The following is a 17,519-nucleotide window of genomic DNA, read 5'->3' on the forward strand; positions in this document are numbered from 1 at the left end:
TCGCGGTCCACGGCAGACGCGGCGCGGTGACCTGGGCGACGCAGCTCACCCTGTTCACGGTCGACGGCCTGATCCGCGCCCCCAACCCCCGCGCCCCCGGCCCCTGGCCTGCCGCTCCTCACCGCCTGCCGCTCCTCACTGCCCGGCGTTCCGGGCCGCGCCCGGTCCCGCGTCTGCGGCCTCATCGCTGTGCTCTGCCTCGCAGATGGCGGCCCAAGTCCCCGATTTGGCTGGCTTTTGAGGTTCCGTGGCCGCGCCGCCGGGCATCACCCGCCGTAGGACCGAGGGGGCGGAGCCGCCTCCGCCGCGCACGTGCCGGCCTCCCGAGGGGGAATCCCATGAGCCGACTCCGTACCGGGGCCTTCGTGCTGCGCGGCGAGGTGGCGCGTCCCGCCCTGCTGACCGTGGGCGACCTGGCGAAACGCTGGCGGCAGCGGCGCGAGGAGGTCGTCTTCAACTGCCTCAAGGACGGCCCGCGGCGGCACTCCTTCGCCGGGCCGCTGCTCCGGGACGTCGTCGCCGACGCCGGTCCCGAGTTCGGCGGCCCGGGGCGCAAGGCCCGCACCCGCTTCCTGCTGGCCGTCAGCGGGGACGACGGACATCACACCGTGCTGTCCTGGGCGGAGATCGATCCCGACTTCGGCGACGTGCCGGTGCTGCTGGCGACGGAGCTGGACGGGCGTGGCCTGGGGGACGAGGGCCCGCAGCTCGTGGTGCCCTCGGACTACTGCGGAGCGCGGTACGTCAGCGCCGTCACGTCCGTACGCGTGGCGCGGTGGCCGGACGCCCCGCCGGCGGCGGCAGCTCCGGCGGAGTGGCCGCAGGCGGCGGCGCCCGGGCTCGCGGCCGGAGCCCCTTCCCTCCGGCGGGCCGCCGGAGCGCTGCCGGTGGCGGCCGGTTCAGGCGACGGCGAGTGAGACCTCCGTCGATTTGATCAGCGCGACCACGTCACTGGCCGGCGCCGAGCCCCGCCGTCGAGACGGACCCGCACGGTGGCCATCACCTCGCCGGGCGTGACGGACAGGACCGTGCCCGGAAGCTGATTGCGGATGCTCAGGCGCATGCTGCGCCTCACAGAACACAGGGGACGGGGGACGGGGCGTGCGCCCGGACGGTACAAGGCAGGCGATATAACTGAATCGTCCCTTCGGTCCGCGCCGTGGGCACTCCAGCCCCCGGGGCCCCTCCATTCCCCTCCACCCCGGGGAGCGCGAGGCCCTCCGTGCCAGAATCGCGGGCGAACGGGGCGGGACGGACATGGCGGGAGCGACGATGAGCGGTACGGGCACGGCGGGTGGAGCAGACGGGCAGGGCAAGGAGCCCTGGCAGTGGGACGAGTCGACCTGGCGTGGACACGTCGGCGCCGTGCGGGCGGGCCGCCCGCTGCGCCCGGCGCGCTGGCCGGGGGGCGCGCGCGTCGCGGTGGCGCTCTCCTTCGACTCCGACCACGAGACAATCCCGCTCAGGAACGACGAGACACAGCCGGGCAAGCTCTCGCAGGGCGAGTACGGCGCACGCACGGGGGTGCCCCGCATCCTGCGCCTGCTGAGCGACCGGTCCGTCCCTGCCACGTTCTTCATGCCCGCCGTCTCCGCGCTGCTGCACCCCGAGGAGGTACGGGCCTACGGGGACGCCGGCCACGAAGTGGCGCTGCACGGCTGGATACACGAGCGCAACATGCAGCTGGCCGCCGCCGACGAACGCGACCTGGCCTTCCGGGCCGCCGACACCCTGGAGTCCCTGACCGGCAGGCGCCCGGTCGGCATCAGGACGCCGTCCTGGGACTTCTCCGACAACACCCTGGCCATCTCCCGCGAGTTGGGGCTGCTGTACGACTCGTCGCTGATGGCCGACGACGATCCGTACGAACTCGTCGACCGCGGCGAACCCACCGGCATGGTGGAGATCCCGGTCGAGTGGATACGCGACGACGCCCCCTACTTCATGATGGACCGCTACGCGGGCCTGCGCCCCTACACCCCGCCGCGCGGCGTCCTGTCCCTGTGGCGCGACGAGTTCGACCTGGCGATCGAGGAGGGCGGCCTCTTCCAGCTGACGATGCACCCGCACGTCATCGGCCACCGCTCCCGCTTCGTGATCCTGCGCGAACTCCTGGACCACATCGGCACACACGACGTCTGGTACGCCACCCACGAACAACTCGCCGCATACGTCAAGGCGGAGTGCACCCCGCAGGGGTGAGAGCCCACCGCTCGGCCGGGTCGCCGCCGGGTGCCCGCAACTCCGGTCCACCGGTAGACGGCAAGAATGCTCCCATGTCCGTACCCGAGTTGGCCCCCGAGATCACCGAGTTCTATACGCGCACCATCGACGAGGCCGACCGGTTGGCCGGGTCGGCGGACGGGCGGTTGGAGTTGGTGCGTACGCAGGAGCTGCTGCGGCGCCACCTGCCCGAAGCGCCCGCGCGCGTGCTCGATGTCGGGGGCGGGCCCGGGGCGCACGCGCGGTGGCTGGTCGAGGACGGGTACGACGTCCACCTGGTGGACCCGATCGTCCGGCACGTGGAAGCGGCGCGCCGCCACGGCTGCACCGTCGAGCTGGGCGACGCGCGGGAGTTGACGGCGCCGGAGGCGTCGTACGACGTGGTGCTCGTGCTCGGGCCGCTCTACCACCTGCTCGACGCCGGCGACCGGCACCGCGCGCTCACCGAGGCGTACCGCGTCGTGCGGCCCGGCGGGGTCGTGGCCGCCGCGGGGATCAACCGGTACGCCTCGCTCTTCGAGCACACCGCCTTCGCGCACCTCCACCAGGAGCGGCTGCGGGACTCGGTCGGCGGCATCCTGGCCACCGCCCGGCACGACGGGAAGCGCGGCTTCACCGCCGCCTACTTCCACCGCGGCGAGGAACTCGCCGACGAGGTGCGCGCGGCCGGGTTCGACGGGACGCGGGTCTTCGGGGTCGAGGGCCCCGCCTGGTCGCAGTTGAAGGCCGTCGAGCAGTACACGGGCCGGTCGGTGTACGGCACCGGGCTGTTCGACTCCGCGCTCGCCGCCGCGCGGATGGCGGAGCCGTATCCGGAACTGCTCGCCGCCAGTTCCCACTTGCTGGCCGTCGGACGGCGGCCCGGGTCCGTCTGAAGGGGCGCGGCCCGGCAGGGCAGGTGCCGTCGGCTTGGTCGGCGTTCCGCGTGACCGGCATCGGCACCGGCGTCGCACTCGTCCGTCTGCCCGTACCAAGGAGTATCGGCCGGGACGGTCCACGGCGGTAGTCGGTCGGTTACGCTCGGCCAGGGGCGGGCGACCCCGCGGGGTTTCCCGTTCCTCCGCCTGGCCGAGAGAGCCCGGCGGACGGTGCCTGGCAGCGGCGGTGTCCGTGGGACGGCGGCGCCGGTTGCCACCGGAGAACAGGACGATGCCTGTGGAACCGGACAACATGTCGGGGGCAGCCGTACGGTCGGGGCGGGCGGCTCTCACGTTCGACGTCTCCCACGCCGCCGCGCGCAAGCCGCTGCTGCACGAGATGCGGGACGAATTCTCCCTGCTGGAGGGGGAGATCGGGCTGTACGGGGCCATCGCAGCGCTGCCGGAGCGGCAGTACGACGTGATGGTGCTGCGCTATGTGCTCGGGGCGGCCGACGAGGACGTCGCCGCCTACCTCGGCATCGAACTGGCCACCGTGCGCTCGCACGTGCGGCACGCCAGGCGGCGCCTCGCCCGCATGCTCGACATCCCCGAGACGACCGAGGGGCCGGCGTGACGCGGGCCGGGGACGCCGGCCCGCCGGTGCCGCGGCCCCGCCCGGGGAGGACGAGGGCACCGGGGCGCGTACGGCGGGCGTCGCGCGGGCCCTGCCTCCTCAGCCCGCCGTCACCGTGAACAGCGCGCCGTACGGGTCCCGCAACGTCGCCACCAGCGCCTCGCCGTGCGCCGGGTCCGGCGCCGGGGGCGTGGCCACCGAGCCGCCCGCCGCCCCCGCTGCCCGGGCCACCGCCTCGACGTCCCGCACCCGGAAGTGCACCTCCCAGCGGGGCCGTACCCGAGGGTCCGGCGGCGTCTCCAGCGCCCCGCCGTACAGTTCCGCCACCGTGTGCCCGCCCGACGTCACCCGTACGTGGTCCCCCTCGTACTGGACGTCGCAGCCGGCGCCGGGGGTGGCGGCCCAGCCCAGCACCTCCGCGTAGAAGATCGCGGCGGCGAACGCGTCCCTGGTCCGCAGCCTGAGGGTGGCCGGCGCGGCGCCGCGCCCGACGGACCAGTCATCCACCGTCATCCCGGCCCAGAAGCCGAAGGTGGCGCCCTGCGGGTCGGCGGCCAGCGCCGCCCGGCCCGTCGTCATCGTCAGCGGCCCCACCGCGACGGTGGCGCCGCGCTCCGAGATCCGTGCCGCCGTGGCGTCCGCGTCGGAGACCCCGAAGTACGGCAGCCACGCGACACCGGCCCGCAGACTGGTCGCGACCGCGCCGATGCCCGCGACGGGCGAGCCGTCGAGGAGCGCGACGGTGAACTCCCCGCCGAGCGGGGACGTACGGAAGTCCCAGCCGAGCACCGCGCCGTAGAAGTCCTGCGCGGCACCGAGATCGTGGGTCATCAGGCTCACCCAGGAGGGCGCCCCCGACAGAGCGCTCGACGGTACGGGAGTGTGGGGTGACCGCTTCATGTCGACGTTCCTCAAGACCTTCCTCCGGGGGAGCCGCGCCGGGTTCCGGCGGGGTGAGGAGGGCCAGCCTTCCCCTTCCCCGGCGCGCTGTCCGGGTGGCTCGCCGGTGCGGCCGGCGTCGAACAGGGTGTCCATGGCGCGGGCACGCCGTGCGCGGGGCCGCCGGGCCCGTCACGTCGGGTGCCGCCCGGCGGCCCGGTGCCCGGAGCGGATCGCGATCACCGGGCGTAGGTTGGCCGCGCAACCATCGACTCATCGACGGAGTGAGCGCACGATGACGGAGTACCGCCCCTTCGGACGCACCGGGGTGCAGGTCAGCCCGCTGTGCCTGGGCGCCATGATGTTCGGTTCCCAGTTCAACCCGGACCACGACGACAGCATTCGGATCATCCACCGCGCCCTCGACTCGGGCATCAATTTCGTGGACACCGCCGACGTCTACTCGCAGGGCGAGTCCGAGACGATCGTCGGCAAGGCCCTCGCCGGCGGGCGCCGCGACGATGTCGTCCTCGCCACCAAGTTCCACGGCGGGATGGGCGAGGGGGTCAACCACCGAGGCAACAGCCGCCGGTGGATCGTCCAGGAGGTGGAGAACAGCCTCCGCCGCCTGGGCACCGACTGGATCGACCTCTACCAGGTGCACAGGCCGGAGCCGGGGACCGACATCGACGAGACGCTCGGTGCCCTGTCCGACCTGGTGCACCAGGGCAAGATCCGCTACTTCGGGACGTCCACGTACCAGCCCTCCGAGATCGTCGAGGCGCAGTGGACCGCACAGCGGCGCGGACGCGAACGCCCGGTGTCCGAGCAGCCGCCGTACTCGATGCTCGTACGCGGCATCGAGCGTGAGATGCTGCCGGTCGCGCAGAGCTACGGCCTCGCCGTCATCCCGTGGAGCCCGCTGGCGGGCGGCTGGCTCTCCGGGCGCTACCGCAAGGGCGCCGAGCAGCCGGCGTCGAGCCGCGCCGCCCTCCAGGGGAACCGCTTCGACATCGGTGCCGAGGAGAACGCGGCCAAGCTGGCCGCCGCCGACGCCCTCGCGGAACTCGCGGACGAGGCCGGCCTCTCCCTGGTCAGGCTGGCCCTCGCGTTCGTGCTCGAACACCCCGCCATCACATCCGCGATCATCGGGCCGCGCACGATGGAGCAGTTGGAGACCCAGCTCGGCGCGGACGAGATCAAGTTGAGCCAGGACGTCCTGGACCGCATCGACGAGATCGTGCCCCCCGGCACCAACCTGACCCAGCGGGACAACGGGTACGTCCCGCCGTCGCTGTCCGACGCCGCGCTGCGCCGCCGCACCCGCTGACCCGGCACCGGGAACGCCGCCCCGGCGGGGAGCCGGGCGGCGGGAAGCGTCCCGGAGGGGGCCCGGAACGGCCCCGCGCGCGGTGGTGAACCAGGCCGCGTGCGAGGGGAGTTGGCGTGGGGGGGGGGGGGGGGGGGCGCCCCCCCCCCCCGCCCCCCCCCCCCGCCCGCGCGCCCCCCCCCCCCCCCCCCCCCGCCGCGGCGGGGGGCGGGGCCCGCCGCGGGGGGGGGGGGCGGCGCCGGGGGCGCGCCCCCCGCCGCCGGGCCGGGCGCCCCCCCCGGGCCGGCGGCCCCCCCCCCCCCCGCCCCCCCCCCCGCCGGCGCCCCCCCCCCCCCCGCGGCGGAAACCGGCAAAGCCCGGACGCCGGAGCGCGGTCCGTCCTACCCTCTAGTTGTGTCAGGCGAGTCCGGTCGGGTGCTCGTTGTCGACGACAACCGAGTCATCCGGCAGCTGATCAGGGTCAACCTCGAACTGGAGGGTTTCGAGGTCGTGACCGCGGCCGACGGTGTCGAGTGCCTGGAGGTCGTCCACGAGGTCGCGCCCGACGTCGTCACACTCGATGTCATGATGCCCCGCCTCGACGGCCTGCGGACCGCCGCCGTCCTGCGCGCCGACCCCCGCACCCGGGACCTGCCGCTCGCGATCATCAGCGCGGGGCCCCAGGCCGAGAGCGGCGCGAGACACACCTCCGTGGCCGACGCGTACCTCGCGAAGCCCTTCGAACCCGCCGAACTGGTCCGCCTCGTACGGCGGCTGGCCCGCGTGGACCGGCGTACGGGCATAGGCGGCGCGGCGCGGTACGCCCCGGGCGCCCGCGGCTGATTCCGGCCGGGCGCACCCCGCCGGCGCCCGGCCATGAGCGACGGGGCGGGACCGTCGTGCGGGCCGCACGGACCCGGATTCGGGCGAGGGCCCGGCCGGAGCAGCGGCGTCGCGCCCGGGCGACGGGGGAGCGGGCGGAAACCGGCTGGCGGGCACCACCCGGTCCTCCCATACGCTTGCCCTGTGACTCCGGCAGAGCTCTCCCGCACCGTACGGCACGCCGTGTGCCGCGCGGTGCACGACGGTGAGCTCAGCGTGACCGTCCCGGACACGGTCCGCGTCGACCGGCCGCGCCCCGGCGGCAGGGGCGACTGGACGACGAACGCGGCGCTGCGCCTCGCCGCCGAGGCCCGCCTCGCGCCCCGCGAGGTCGCCGAGGTGCTCAGGGGCCGTCTCGCGGGCGCGCCCGCTCTCGCCCGCGTCGACATCACAGGGCCCGGCTTCCTCAACTTCACGCTCGCCGCCCCGGCCGGCGCCGCGACCCTCGCACGCGTCCTGGCCGAGGGCGCGCGCTACGGGCACGGCGACGCCCTCGCCGGCCGCACCCTCGTCTTCGCCCCAGCGGCCGAGCCGCGCGCCGCCGCCTGGACCGCCGCGGTGGTGCGCCTGCTGCGCGCCCAGGGCGCGGACGCGTCCGTCGCGCCCGGCGGCACGGAGACCGTACAGGTCACGCCCGCACCGGTGGCGTACGACCCCGGCGCGCTCGGCCCCGACGCCGCCCGGTGGGCGCTGCTGCGGCCGGCGGCGCACGACAGGCCGCGCACCGACCCGGCGTGGCTGCTGGCGCAGCGGGAGACGAACCCGCTGTTCACCGTCCGCTACGCGCACGCACGGGCCCGTGCGGCCCTGCGCGAGGCCCCGGCCTTCGGCCTGCGGCCCGAAGTCCCGGTGGCCCCCGGGGCGTCCGCGCCGGTCGCGGCACCCGTGGCGCCCGGGGCCCCGGCCTGGACCGGCCGCCACGTCACCCCGGACGGCCTCGCCCCCGGCGCGGCCCGTACGCTGCTGGACGTTCTCGCGGACCACCCCCGCGTGCTCGCGGCCTCAGGCCACCACCGCGCGCCCGACCGGCTCGCGCGCCACCTCGAAGCGGTGGCCGACCACACCCTGCGCTTCCTGACCCAGTGCCCGCCGCTGCCCGCCGGCGACGAGAAACCCTCGGCCGCCCACCGCGCCCGGCTCGCGCTCGCCGAAGCCGCCGGGACGGTGCTGGCCGGCGGCCTGTCCCTGCTCGGCATCGACGCTCCCGCACATCTCTGAAAGAGCACACCAGCCATGACCTCTTCCGCGCAGTCCTCCACACCGGCGCAGGCGGGCACCGCCGCGCCCGACGACCTCAACGCGCTCGACGAGAAGGTATGGGCGCAGAGCGTGCGCCGCGGCCCCGACGGAGTCGTCACCGTCCAGGACCTCCCGGTCACCCGCCTCGCCGAGGAGTTCGGCACCCCCGCCTACATCATGGACGAGGCCGACTTCCGGGCCCGCTGCCGCGCCTGGAAGGAGGCGTTCGGGCCGGGCGCCGACGTCTACTACGCGGGCAAGGCGTTCCTGTCCCGCGCCATCGTGCGCTGGCTCGCCGAGGAGGGCCTGCACCTCGACGTGTGCTCCGCGGGCGAGCTGTCGACCGCGCTGGGCACGGGCATGCCGGCCGAGCGGATCGGCTACCACGGCAACAACAAGACGCCCGCCGAGATCGAGCGGGCCGTCGAGCAGGGCGTCGGCCGGATCGTCGTGGACTCCTTCCAGGAGATCGCACGCGTCGCGCACACCGCACGCCGCCTCGGCGTCCGGCAGAAGGTGCAGGTCAGGATCACCGTCGGGGTGGAGGCGCACACCCACGAGTTCATCGCGACCGCCCACGAGGACCAGAAGTTCGGCCTCGCGCTGGCCGGCGGACAGGCCGAGGAGGCGGTCCGGCGCATCCTCGGCCACGACAGCCTGGAGCTGACCGGGCTGCACTCGCACATCGGCTCGCAGATCTTCGACATGGCCGGGTTCGAGGTCTCCGCGCGCCGCGTCGTGGAACTCCTCGCCCGCATCCGCGACGAGCACGGCGTCGAACTCCCCGAGATCGACCTCGGCGGGGGCCTCGGCATCGCCTACACCCCCGCCCCCGCCCCCCCCCCCCCCCCGGGGGGGCCCCCCCCCCCCCCGGCGGGCGGGGGGGGCGGCGGGGGGGGGCGCGCGGGCCCCCCCCCCCTCCGCCCCCCCGCCGCCCCGGGGGGGCCCCCCCCCCCCCCCCCCCCCCGCCCCCCCCCCCCCCCCCCCCCCGCGGGGGGCGCGGGGGGGGGGCCGCGCCCCCCCCCCCCCCCCCCCCCACGACCCGCGCGAGCCGCAGGAGGTCGCCAAGCGCCTCGCCGAGATCGTCGGCCACGAGTGCGAGTCCGCCGGGCTCACCACGCCCCGCATCTCCGTCGAGCCGGGCCGCGCCATCGTCGGCCCGACCGCGTTCACGCTCTACGAGGTCGGCACCGTCAAGCCGCTCGAAGGCCTGCGTACGTACGTCAGCGTCGACGGCGGCATGTCGGACAACATCCGCACCGCGCTGTACGACGCCGAGTACAGCGTCGCCCTCGTCTCCCGCCGCTCCGACGCCCCCGCGATGCTCGTCCGCGTCGTCGGCAAGCACTGCGAGAGCGGCGACATCCTGGTGCGCGACGCCTACCTGCCGGCCGACCTGGCCGCAGGTGACCTCGTCGCGATCCCGGCGACCGGCGCGTACTGCCGCTCGCTCGCCAGCAACTACAACCACGCGCTGAAGCCACCGGTCGTCGCCGTCCGCGACGGGAGCGCGCGGGTGATCGTCCGGCGGGAGACGGAAGAAGATCTTCTCCGTCTGGACGTGGGCTGACGAGACAAACATCTCGGATTCTGGACGGCGGCCGGAAACTTCCGTTCCGTGCACGAGACTGGTGAACATCCCCGCTCCATGACCCGCGGGGCTCGACGAAAGGCGTAGGTCGGATGATGCGTACGCGTCCGCTGAAGGTGGCGCTGCTGGGCTGTGGCGTGGTCGGCACAGAGGTGGCCCGCATCATGACGACGCACGCGGACGACCTCGCCGCCCGCATCGGCGCGCCCCTCGAACTCGCCGGGATCGCCGTCAGGCGGCCCGGCAAGGTGCGCGACGGCATCGACCAGGACCTCGTCACCACCGACGCGACCGCCCTGGTCAAGCGCGGCGACATCGACGTGGTCGTCGAGGTCATCGGCGGCATCGAGCCCGCGCGAACCCTCATCACCACGGCCTTCGAGCACGGCGCGTCCGTCGTGTCCGCCAACAAGGCGCTCCTCGCCGAGGACGGCACCACGCTGTACGACGCGGCGGAGCGCAACGGCCGCGACCTCTACTTCGAGGCGGCCGTGGCCGGCGCGATCCCGCTGATCCGCCCGCTGCGCGAGTCCCTCGCGGGCGACCACGTGAGCCGCGTCCTCGGCATCGTCAACGGGACCACGAACTTCATCCTCGACCGGATGGACACCGCGGGCTCCGGCTACTCGGAGGCGCTCGACGAGGCCACCGCGCTCGGCTACGCGGAGGCCGACCCGACCGCCGACGTCGAGGGGTTCGACGCGGCGGCGAAGGCGGCCATCCTCGCGGGCATCGCCTTCCACACCCGCGTACGCCTCGACGACGTGCACCGCGAGGGCATCACCGAGGTCACCTCGGCCGACCTGGCCTCCGCGCAGCGCATGGGCTGTACGGTCAAGCTCCTCGCCATCTGCGAGCGCGCCGCCGACGGCAGGTCCGTCACCGCCCGCGTCCACCCGGCGATGATCCCGCTCAGCCACCCCCTCGCGTCCGTGCGCGAGGCGTACAACGCGGTCTTCGTGGAGGCCGAGGCCGCGGGCCGGCTGATGTTCTACGGTCCCGGCGCGGGCGGCGCGCCCACCGCGTCCGCCGTCCTCGGAGACCTCGTGGCCGTGTGCCGCAACCGGCTCGCCGGCGGGAAGGGCCCGGGAGAGTCGGCGTACACCCGGCTGCCCGTCAGCCCCATGGGCGACGTCGTCACGCGCTACCACATCAGCCTCGACGTCGCCGACAAACCCGGCGTACTCGCCCAGGTGGCCACGGTCTTCGCCGAGCACGGCGTTTCCATCGATACCGTCCGTCAGAAGGGCAAGGACGGCGAGGCATCGCTCGTCGTGGTCACGCACCGCGCCCCCGACGCGGCCCTCTCGGGCACCGTCGAGGCGCTGCGCGGACTCGACACCGTGCGCGGTGTCGCCAGCATCATGCGTGTTGAAGGGGAGTAGGGACCCATGACCATCGCAGTCGACCGCGGCCCCGCACAGGGCACCCACCAGTGGCGCGGCATCATCGAGGAGTACCGCGACCGGCTTCCGCTCGACCGTGCGACCGAGGTCGTCACGCTCAGGGAGGGCGGCACGCCGCTCGTCCCCGCGCAGGTGCTCTCCGAGCGCACGGGCTGCGAGGTGCACCTCAAGGTCGAGGGCGCCAACCCCACGGGGTCCTTCAAGGACCGCGGCATGACCATGGCCATCACCCGCGCGAAGGCCGAGGGCGCCAAGGCGGTCATCTGCGCCTCCACCGGCAACACCTCAGCGTCGGCCGCCGCCTACGCCGTACGGGCCGGGATGGTCTGCGCCGTCCTCGTACCGCAGGGCAAGATCGCCCTCGGCAAGATGGGCCAGGCGCTCGTGCACGGCGCGCGCATCCTCCAGGTCGACGGCAACTTCGACGACTGCCTCACGCTGGCCCGCTCGCTCGCGGACAACTACCCGGTCTCCCTGGTCAATTCGGTCAATCCGGCCAGAATCGAGGGCCAGAAGACCGCCGCCTTCGAAATCGTGGACGCGCTCGGCGACGCCCCCGACATCCATGTGCTGCCCGTCGGCAACGCCGGCAACATCACGGCCTACTGGAAGGGCTACCGCGAGTACGCCGCCGAGGGCCCCGCGGCCCGCACCCCCCGCATGTGGGGGTTCCAGGCGTCGGGCTCGGCCCCGATCGTACGGGGCGAGGTCGTCAAGGAGCCGCACACCGTCGCCACCGCGATCCGCATCGGCAACCCGGCGTCCTGGCAGCTCGCGCTGAACGCGCGCGACGAGTCCGGCGGATTCATCGACGAGGTGACCGACCGGCAGATCCTGCGCGCGTACCGGCTGCTGGCCGCGCAGGAGGGCGTCTTCGTGGAGCCCGCGTCCGCCGCCTCCGTCGCCGGCCTGCTGAAGGCCGCGGAGGAGGGCAAGGTCGAGCGCGGCCAGCGCATCGTGTGCACGGTCACGGGCAACGGCCTCAAGGACCCCGACTGGGCCGTCCAGGGGGCCCCGCAGCCCGTCACCGTCCCCGTCGACGCCGCCGCGGCCGCGCAGCAACTCGGCCTGGCCTGAGGGCAGGGCCCGTACGGGCGGCGCCGCGCGGCCGTCCGTACGGGCAAGGCGCACGGTCCCCGGCGCGACACGCATCGTGCGCCTCTCGTGCGCCCTGTGTCGCGGCGCATCCTTCCTTGGATAAGGTGGAGGAACCCACCCCGCCGCACCTGCCGCGGTGTTGCCGCGCGTCGCGTCGACCGTCCCGTGTGGGCAGGCTCCCGTGAACACCGCACGAGAGCACCAAGCCGAACCCCCGCAGGCACAAGGAGAGTCGTCCAACCGATGGCCGGTCCCGCCTTCCGCGCCGCCGCCGTACGGGTGCGCACCCCCGCCACCAGCGCCAACCTGGGCCCTGGCTTCGATGCCTTCGGCCTGTCGCTGGGGCTCTACGACGACGTCGTCGTCCGCGTCGCCGACGCGGGACTGCACATCGACATCGCGGGCGAGGGCGCGCACTCCCTGCCCCGCGACGAGAACCATCTGCTGGTGCGCGCCCTGCGCACCGCGTTCGACCTGCTGGGCGGCCAGCCCAGGGGACTTGAGGTGGTGTGCGCCAACCGCATCCCGCACGGCCGCGGCCTCGGCTCCTCGTCCGCCGCCATCTGCGCCGGCATCGTCGCCGCCCGCGCGGTGACCATAGGCGGGGACGCCCGTCTCGACGACACGGCGCTGCTCGAACTCGCCACCGAGATCGAGGGGCACCCCGACAACGTGGCGGCCTGCCTGCTCGGCGGGTTCACCCTGGCCTGGACCGAGAACGGCGCGGCACGCGCCATCCGGATGGACCCCGCCCGTTCCGTCGTGCCGGTGGTCTTCGTACCCGACACGGAGGTACTCACCCGGACCGCCCGCGGCCTGCTGCCGCGCACGGTCCCGCACGTCGACGCGGCGGTCAACGCGGGCCGTGCGGCGCTGCTGGTCGAGGCGTTGACCCGGCGCCCCGAACTGCTGCTGCCCGCCACGGAGGACCGCATCCACCAGGAGTACAGGCAGCCGGCCATGCCGGGGAGCGTGGCCCTCGTGGGCAGGCTGCGCGCGGACGGCGTACCGGCGATGATCTCCGGCGCGGGACCCACGGTCATCGCGCTGGTCGAGGACGGCGCGGCCGACAAGGTCGCCCGGCTGGCTGGTGAGGGATGGGCCGCGAACCGGCTCTCCCTCGACGCGGCGGGGGCGAGCGTCCTGCCGCTGGGTTCATAAAGAGGCGCCGGGCGATCGCCGAAATCTTCAATCGCGATTGCCGGTGTGCGAGAGGGGGAATGTTTGTTGGTGCCGGTAGTGTTAACCTCAAGAACGCACCCGGAGTCTTTGTGGCCCGGTGCTCTGTGTCCCCCCTCGGGACCACCCTTCTTCCGGGAGCCTCCTCAACTGCCTGAGCAGCCCGCCTGAGCAGTTTTGAGCACGCACCGGAACCGGCACGGCCTCCCGCGCTCCTCCCCGATGTGGGTCGAGCAGGGGGTCTCGGGTCGGGACCCATCGCACGTACGCATGTTTCTCCGCCGTATCCGGCGGGACCACCGCCCCGGCACGGTCCACAAGCAAGGGCCGAAGTCGGACAGCACAACCGGTCGCCGAGCCAGAAGGCCGACGTCCGCTCCAGGGAAGGACCCTTCGTGAGCGACACCACCGATCTGATGGGCGTGACTGCCGACGACAGCGTCGACACGACCGCGCCCGCCGCAGGTGCTGCCTCCGGCACCACCTCACGGCGCCGCCGCTCCGGCACCGGCCTCGACGGCATGGTCCTGGCCGAGCTGCAGCAGGTCGCGTCCGGCCTCGGCATCAGGGGCACCGCGCGGATGCGCAAGAGCCAGCTGATCGAGGTCATCAAGGAGGCGCAGGCCGGCGGCGGTGCGCCGGCGGCCAAGGCCAACGACGCCGACGCGGAGGCCAAGCCGAAGCGTCGCAGCACGTCCCGCGCGCGCACGGGTGAGGCGAAAACCGAGGGCGCCGACGCGGCCCAGCAGCAGATTGACATTCCGGGCCAGCCCGCGAGCGAGGAGCCGGCCGCCGCGGGCGAGCGCCGCAGGCGCCGCGCCACGGCCCCCGCGGGCGCCCCCGAGCAGGGCGGCGACACCAGGGCCGAGACGCAGGCGGAGGCCGCGACGGCCGCGCCCGAGACGGACGGCAAGCGGGAGCGGGACGGCGGCGGCCAGGGCCGCGGCGACCGCCAGGACCGCGGCCAGCAGGGCGGCAGGGACGGCCAGGGCCGCGGCGACCGCCAGGAGCGCGGCCAGCGCGGCGACGGCCAGGGCGGCCAGCGCGGCGACGGCCAGCGCGGTGACAGTCAGGGCGGTCAGCGCGGCGACGGCCAGCAGGAGCGCGGCGAGGGCCGCAGGGACCGCCAGCGCGACCGCCGCGGCAAGGGCGGCGACGGCGACCAGCAGGGCGGCGGCGGCCAGCAGGGCCGCAGGGACCGCGGCCCCCAGCAGGGCGGCTCCCAGGACGACTTCGACGACGACGGCACGGGCCGCCGCGGCCGGCGCGGGCGCTACCGCGACCGCCGCGGGCGCCGCGGGCGCGAGGACTTCGGCGCCGAGCCGCAGGTCGCGGACGACGATGTGCTGATCCCGGTCGCGGGCATCCTCGACATCCTCGACAATTACGCCTTCATCCGGACCTCCGGCTACCTGCCGGGGCCGAACGACGTGTACGTGTCGCTCGCCCAGGTCCGCAAGAACGGCCTGCGCAAGGGCGACCACGTCACCGGCGCCGTGCGGCAGCCCAAGGAGGGCGAGCGCCGCGAGAAGTTCAACGCGCTGGTCCGCCTCGACTCGGTCAACGGCATGGCGCCCGAGTCCGGCCGCGGCCGCGCCGAGTTCCAGAAGCTGACGCCGCTCTACCCGCAGGACAGGCTCCGCCTGGAGACCGACCCCGGCGTGCTGACGACGCGGATCATCGACCTCGTCGCCCCGATCGGCAAGGGCCAGCGAGGCCTGATCGTCGCCCCGCCGAAGACCGGCAAGACGATGATCCTCCAGTCCATCGCCAACGCCATCACGGTCAACAGCCCCGAGTGCCACCTGATGGTCGTCCTCGTCGACGAGCGGCCCGAAGAGGTCACCGACATGCAGCGGTCGGTCAAGGGCGAGGTCATCTCCTCGACCTTCGACCGCCCCGCCGAGGACCACACCACGGTCGCCGAGCTCGCCATCGAGCGTGCCAAGCGCCTCGTGGAGCTCGGCCACGACGTCGTCGTGCTGCTGGACTCCATCACCCGTCTGGGCCGCGCCTACAACCTCGCGGCGCCCGCCTCCGGCCGCATCCTGTCCGGTGGTGTCGACTCGACGGCGCTCTACCCGCCGAAGCGCTTCTTCGGCGCGGCGCGCAACATCGAGGACGGCGGCTCGCTGACGATCCTCGCGACCGCGCTGGTGGAGACCGGGTCCCGGATGGACGAGGTCATCTTCGAGGAGTTCAAGGGCACCGGCAACATGGAGCTCCGCCTCGACCGGAAGCTCTCCGACAAGCGCATCTTCCCCGCGGTGGACGTCGACGCGTCCAGCACCCGCAAGGAGGAGATCCTGCTCAGCCCGGACGAGCTGGGCATCGTCTGGAAGCTCCGCAGGGTCCTGCACGCGCTGGACCAGCAGCAGGCCATCGAGCTCCTGCTGGACAAGATGAAGCAGACGAAGTCCAACGCGGAGTTCCTGCTCCAGATCCAGAAGACCACCCCGATGCCGGGCAACGGCAACGACTGACGGGTCCGGTCGGACGGCAAGCGGTGACAGTGCCCCTCGCGCTCGGGAAGCGCGGGGGGCGCTGTCGTGCGACGCTTGTGTACTCCATCGTCACCGGCGCCGGAGCCCGTACAGCGGCCCGGCACAAGAGCGGGAAGGCGTGCGATGCCCGAGCACCACGGCAAGGGGTAGCAGGACCGGCCCCAGGGCCGAGAGCCGAGGGAGACCATGACCGCCGACCGGAGCAGCCGTCGCCGCAGACTCAAGGGCGTCATCTGGACTCTCGTCGTGCTGGTCGCCGTCGTCCTGGGCGGTCTGGGGTACGTGTACGCCCGGCTGAACGGCAACATCAGCGGCGTCGACATCAACGCCCAGCTCGGCTCCCACCGCCCGCAGAACGTCGACAACGGCTCCGAGGACATCCTCGTGCTGGGCTCGGACTCCCGCGCCGGCACCCACGGGGAGTACGGCAGGAGCTCGGGGGCCCGCTCCGACACCGCGATGGTCGTGCACGTCTACAAGGGCCACAAGAGGGCCAGCGTCGTCTCGATACCGCGCGACACCCTCGTCTCCCGCCCCGCCTGCAAGAACAGGAAGGGCCGCACCACACCCGGGGACTCCACGGCGATGTTCAACAGCGCCTACGAGGTCGGCGGCCCGGCCTGCGCCGTCAAGACCGTCGAGCAGATGACCGACATCCGCATGGACCACTACGTCGAGGTCGACTTCACCGGCTTCAAGAAGCTCATCGACCAGCTCGGCGGCGTGAAGGTGACCACCACCAAGGCCATCCACGACAAGGACAGCCACCTCAGCCTGGCGCCCGGCACGCACACCCTCCACGGCGAGCAGGCACTCGGCCTGGTCCGCACCCGGCACGCCGTCGGCGACGGCAGCGACCTCGGCCGCATCGAGCTCCAGCAGGCGTTCATCAAGGCGCTCATCCACCGGGTCAGGGGGATCGGCGTGTTCAGCGACCCGAAGAAGCTGTTCGACCTGGCCGACACCGCCACGAAGTCCATCACGCCGGACTCCCAGCTCGGCAGCGTCGACGACCTGCTCGGCTTCGTCGGGAGCCTGCACGACCTGTCCGCGCGCAACGTGACAATGATCACCCTCCCCGTGAAGTACGACCCCGCCAACCCGAACCGGGTCGTGACACTCCAGCCGGGGGCCCGTACGGTGTGGAACGCGCTGCGCCAGGACCGGCCGATCCCGCGGTCCGCGACGAAGGGCTCCGCCGGCGAGACGGGCGACGCCAACGGCGTCGTCAAGAGCGCCCACTGAGTCGAGAGCGCCCGCCGGCCCGGCGCGCACCGCGGCCCCCGGCAGCGGCGGGAACAAGAACCCCATGGCTCCGGTTTGGGCAGATGCGGCCAGTGCTGGCAGACTGGTCCGCCGGTCCCGGTTCACGCGAGGGCAAATCCGCCCCCGCGACCCGGCACCCTCCGCGAACTAGGAGACACCCGTGAAGAACGAGATCCACCCGAAGTACGTCGAGACGCAGGTCAGCTGCACCTGTGGCGCGTCGTTCACGACCCGGAGCACCATCGACTCCGGCACGATCCGTGCCGACCTGTGCTCCGAGTGCCACCCGTTCTACACGGGCAAGCAGAAGATCCTCGACACCGGTGGCCGTGTGGCCCGCTTCGAGGCCCGCTTCGGCAAGGGCGCCGCGTCCGGCAAGGCCGGCTCCGCCAAGAAGTAGCGAGCCCCCCGCCCCCGCCCCCGGCGCCCCGGTTCCGGGGCGTCGAGGC

14 protein-coding genes and 3 pseudogenes are annotated in these 17,519 nt (G+C 73.9%); 15 read left to right on the forward strand and 2 right to left on the reverse strand.

Going from position 1 to position 17,519, the window contains the following annotated elements; genetic code table 11:
- Positions 1–338: 338 nt before the first annotated feature.
- Positions 339–917: a molybdopterin-dependent oxidoreductase gene (locus LCE31_RS21755; RefSeq protein WP_374118519.1), complete on the forward strand. Its 579-nt coding sequence runs from the start codon at positions 339–341 to the stop codon at positions 915–917.
- A 50-nt stretch (positions 918–967) separates the two neighbouring features.
- On the opposite strand, the pseudogene LCE31_RS21760 reads toward LCE31_RS21755, so the two are convergent.
- Positions 968–1,063 (reverse strand): annotated as a pseudogene (locus LCE31_RS21760) (TOBE domain-containing protein); the annotation flags it as partial.
- A 209-nt stretch (positions 1,064–1,272) separates the two neighbouring features.
- Here LCE31_RS21760 and LCE31_RS21765 point away from each other — a divergent pair.
- From LCE31_RS21765 to LCE31_RS21775, 3 genes are all read left to right on the forward strand, one after another.
- Positions 1,273–2,202, forward strand: a complete 930-nt coding sequence (locus LCE31_RS21765) for a polysaccharide deacetylase family protein (RefSeq protein ID WP_225016677.1) — start codon at positions 1,273–1,275, stop codon at positions 2,200–2,202.
- 74 nt (positions 2,203–2,276) lie between these two features.
- The gene (locus LCE31_RS21770; protein WP_225016679.1) at positions 2,277–3,098 is read left to right on the forward strand and encodes a class I SAM-dependent methyltransferase; all 822 of its coding nucleotides are present in this window, start codon (positions 2,277–2,279) and stop codon (positions 3,096–3,098) included.
- A 274-nt stretch (positions 3,099–3,372) separates the two neighbouring features.
- Positions 3,373–3,717, forward strand: coding sequence for an RNA polymerase sigma factor (locus tag LCE31_RS21775; protein WP_225016681.1), 345 nt, complete (start codon positions 3,373–3,375; stop codon positions 3,715–3,717).
- Between the two features lie 99 nt (positions 3,718–3,816).
- Here LCE31_RS21775 and LCE31_RS21780 read toward each other — a convergent pair whose 3' ends face one another.
- The gene (locus LCE31_RS21780) at positions 3,817–4,617 is read right to left on the reverse strand and encodes a VOC family protein (RefSeq protein ID WP_225016683.1); all 801 of its coding nucleotides are present in this window, start codon (positions 4,615–4,617) and stop codon (positions 3,817–3,819) included.
- 274 nt (positions 4,618–4,891) lie between these two features.
- Here LCE31_RS21780 and LCE31_RS21785 point away from each other — a divergent pair, with 274 nt between their 5' ends.
- From LCE31_RS21785 to rpmE, 11 genes and pseudogenes are all read left to right on the forward strand, one after another.
- The gene (locus LCE31_RS21785; protein ID WP_225016685.1) at positions 4,892–5,926 is read left to right on the forward strand and encodes an aldo/keto reductase; all 1,035 of its coding nucleotides are present in this window, start codon (positions 4,892–4,894) and stop codon (positions 5,924–5,926) included.
- Between the two features lie 393 nt (positions 5,927–6,319).
- A complete protein-coding gene (locus LCE31_RS21790) occupies positions 6,320–6,748 on the forward strand; it encodes a response regulator (protein ID WP_225016687.1) in 429 nt (142 codons plus the stop codon).
- Positions 6,749–6,931: 183 nt separating this feature from the next.
- A complete protein-coding gene (gene nrtL, locus LCE31_RS21795; protein WP_225016689.1) occupies positions 6,932–8,005 on the forward strand; it encodes an ArgS-related anticodon-binding protein NrtL in 1,074 nt (357 codons plus the stop codon).
- Positions 8,006–8,020: 15 nt separating this feature from the next.
- Positions 8,021–8,857: pseudogene (locus tag LCE31_RS21800) on the forward strand (diaminopimelate decarboxylase family protein); the annotation flags it as partial.
- 205 nt (positions 8,858–9,062) lie between these two features.
- Positions 9,063–9,596, forward strand: a pseudogene (locus LCE31_RS21805) (diaminopimelate decarboxylase family protein); the annotation flags it as partial.
- Positions 9,597–9,709: 113 nt separating this feature from the next.
- Entirely contained in the window at positions 9,710–11,002 is a 1,293-nt protein-coding gene (locus tag LCE31_RS21810) for a homoserine dehydrogenase (protein WP_225016691.1), read from the forward strand.
- A 6-nt stretch (positions 11,003–11,008) separates the two neighbouring features.
- Positions 11,009–12,100, forward strand: a complete 1,092-nt coding sequence (thrC, locus tag LCE31_RS21815; RefSeq protein ID WP_225016693.1) for a threonine synthase — start codon at positions 11,009–11,011, stop codon at positions 12,098–12,100.
- Positions 12,101–12,364: 264 nt separating this feature from the next.
- Entirely contained in the window at positions 12,365–13,282 is a 918-nt protein-coding gene (gene thrB, locus LCE31_RS21820; RefSeq protein WP_225016695.1) for a homoserine kinase, read from the forward strand.
- Between the two features lie 413 nt (positions 13,283–13,695).
- Positions 13,696–15,783, forward strand: a complete 2,088-nt coding sequence (gene rho / locus LCE31_RS21825) for a transcription termination factor Rho (protein WP_225016698.1) — start codon at positions 13,696–13,698, stop codon at positions 15,781–15,783.
- A gap of 207 nt (positions 15,784–15,990) precedes the next feature.
- Complete coding sequence (locus LCE31_RS21830) at positions 15,991–17,049, forward strand: LCP family protein (RefSeq protein WP_225016700.1); 1,059 nt, start codon at positions 15,991–15,993, stop codon at positions 17,047–17,049.
- Positions 17,050–17,230: 181 nt separating this feature from the next.
- On the forward strand, positions 17,231–17,470 hold the full coding sequence (rpmE, locus tag LCE31_RS21835) for a 50S ribosomal protein L31 (RefSeq protein WP_225016702.1): 240 nt from the start codon (positions 17,231–17,233) through the stop codon (positions 17,468–17,470).
- Positions 17,471–17,519 lie beyond the last annotated feature (49 nt).

Origin of the sequence: Streptomyces sp. 8L, from assembly GCF_020176795.1 — a bacterium.
Classification (GTDB): Bacteria; Actinomycetota; Actinomycetes; order Streptomycetales; family Streptomycetaceae; genus Streptomyces.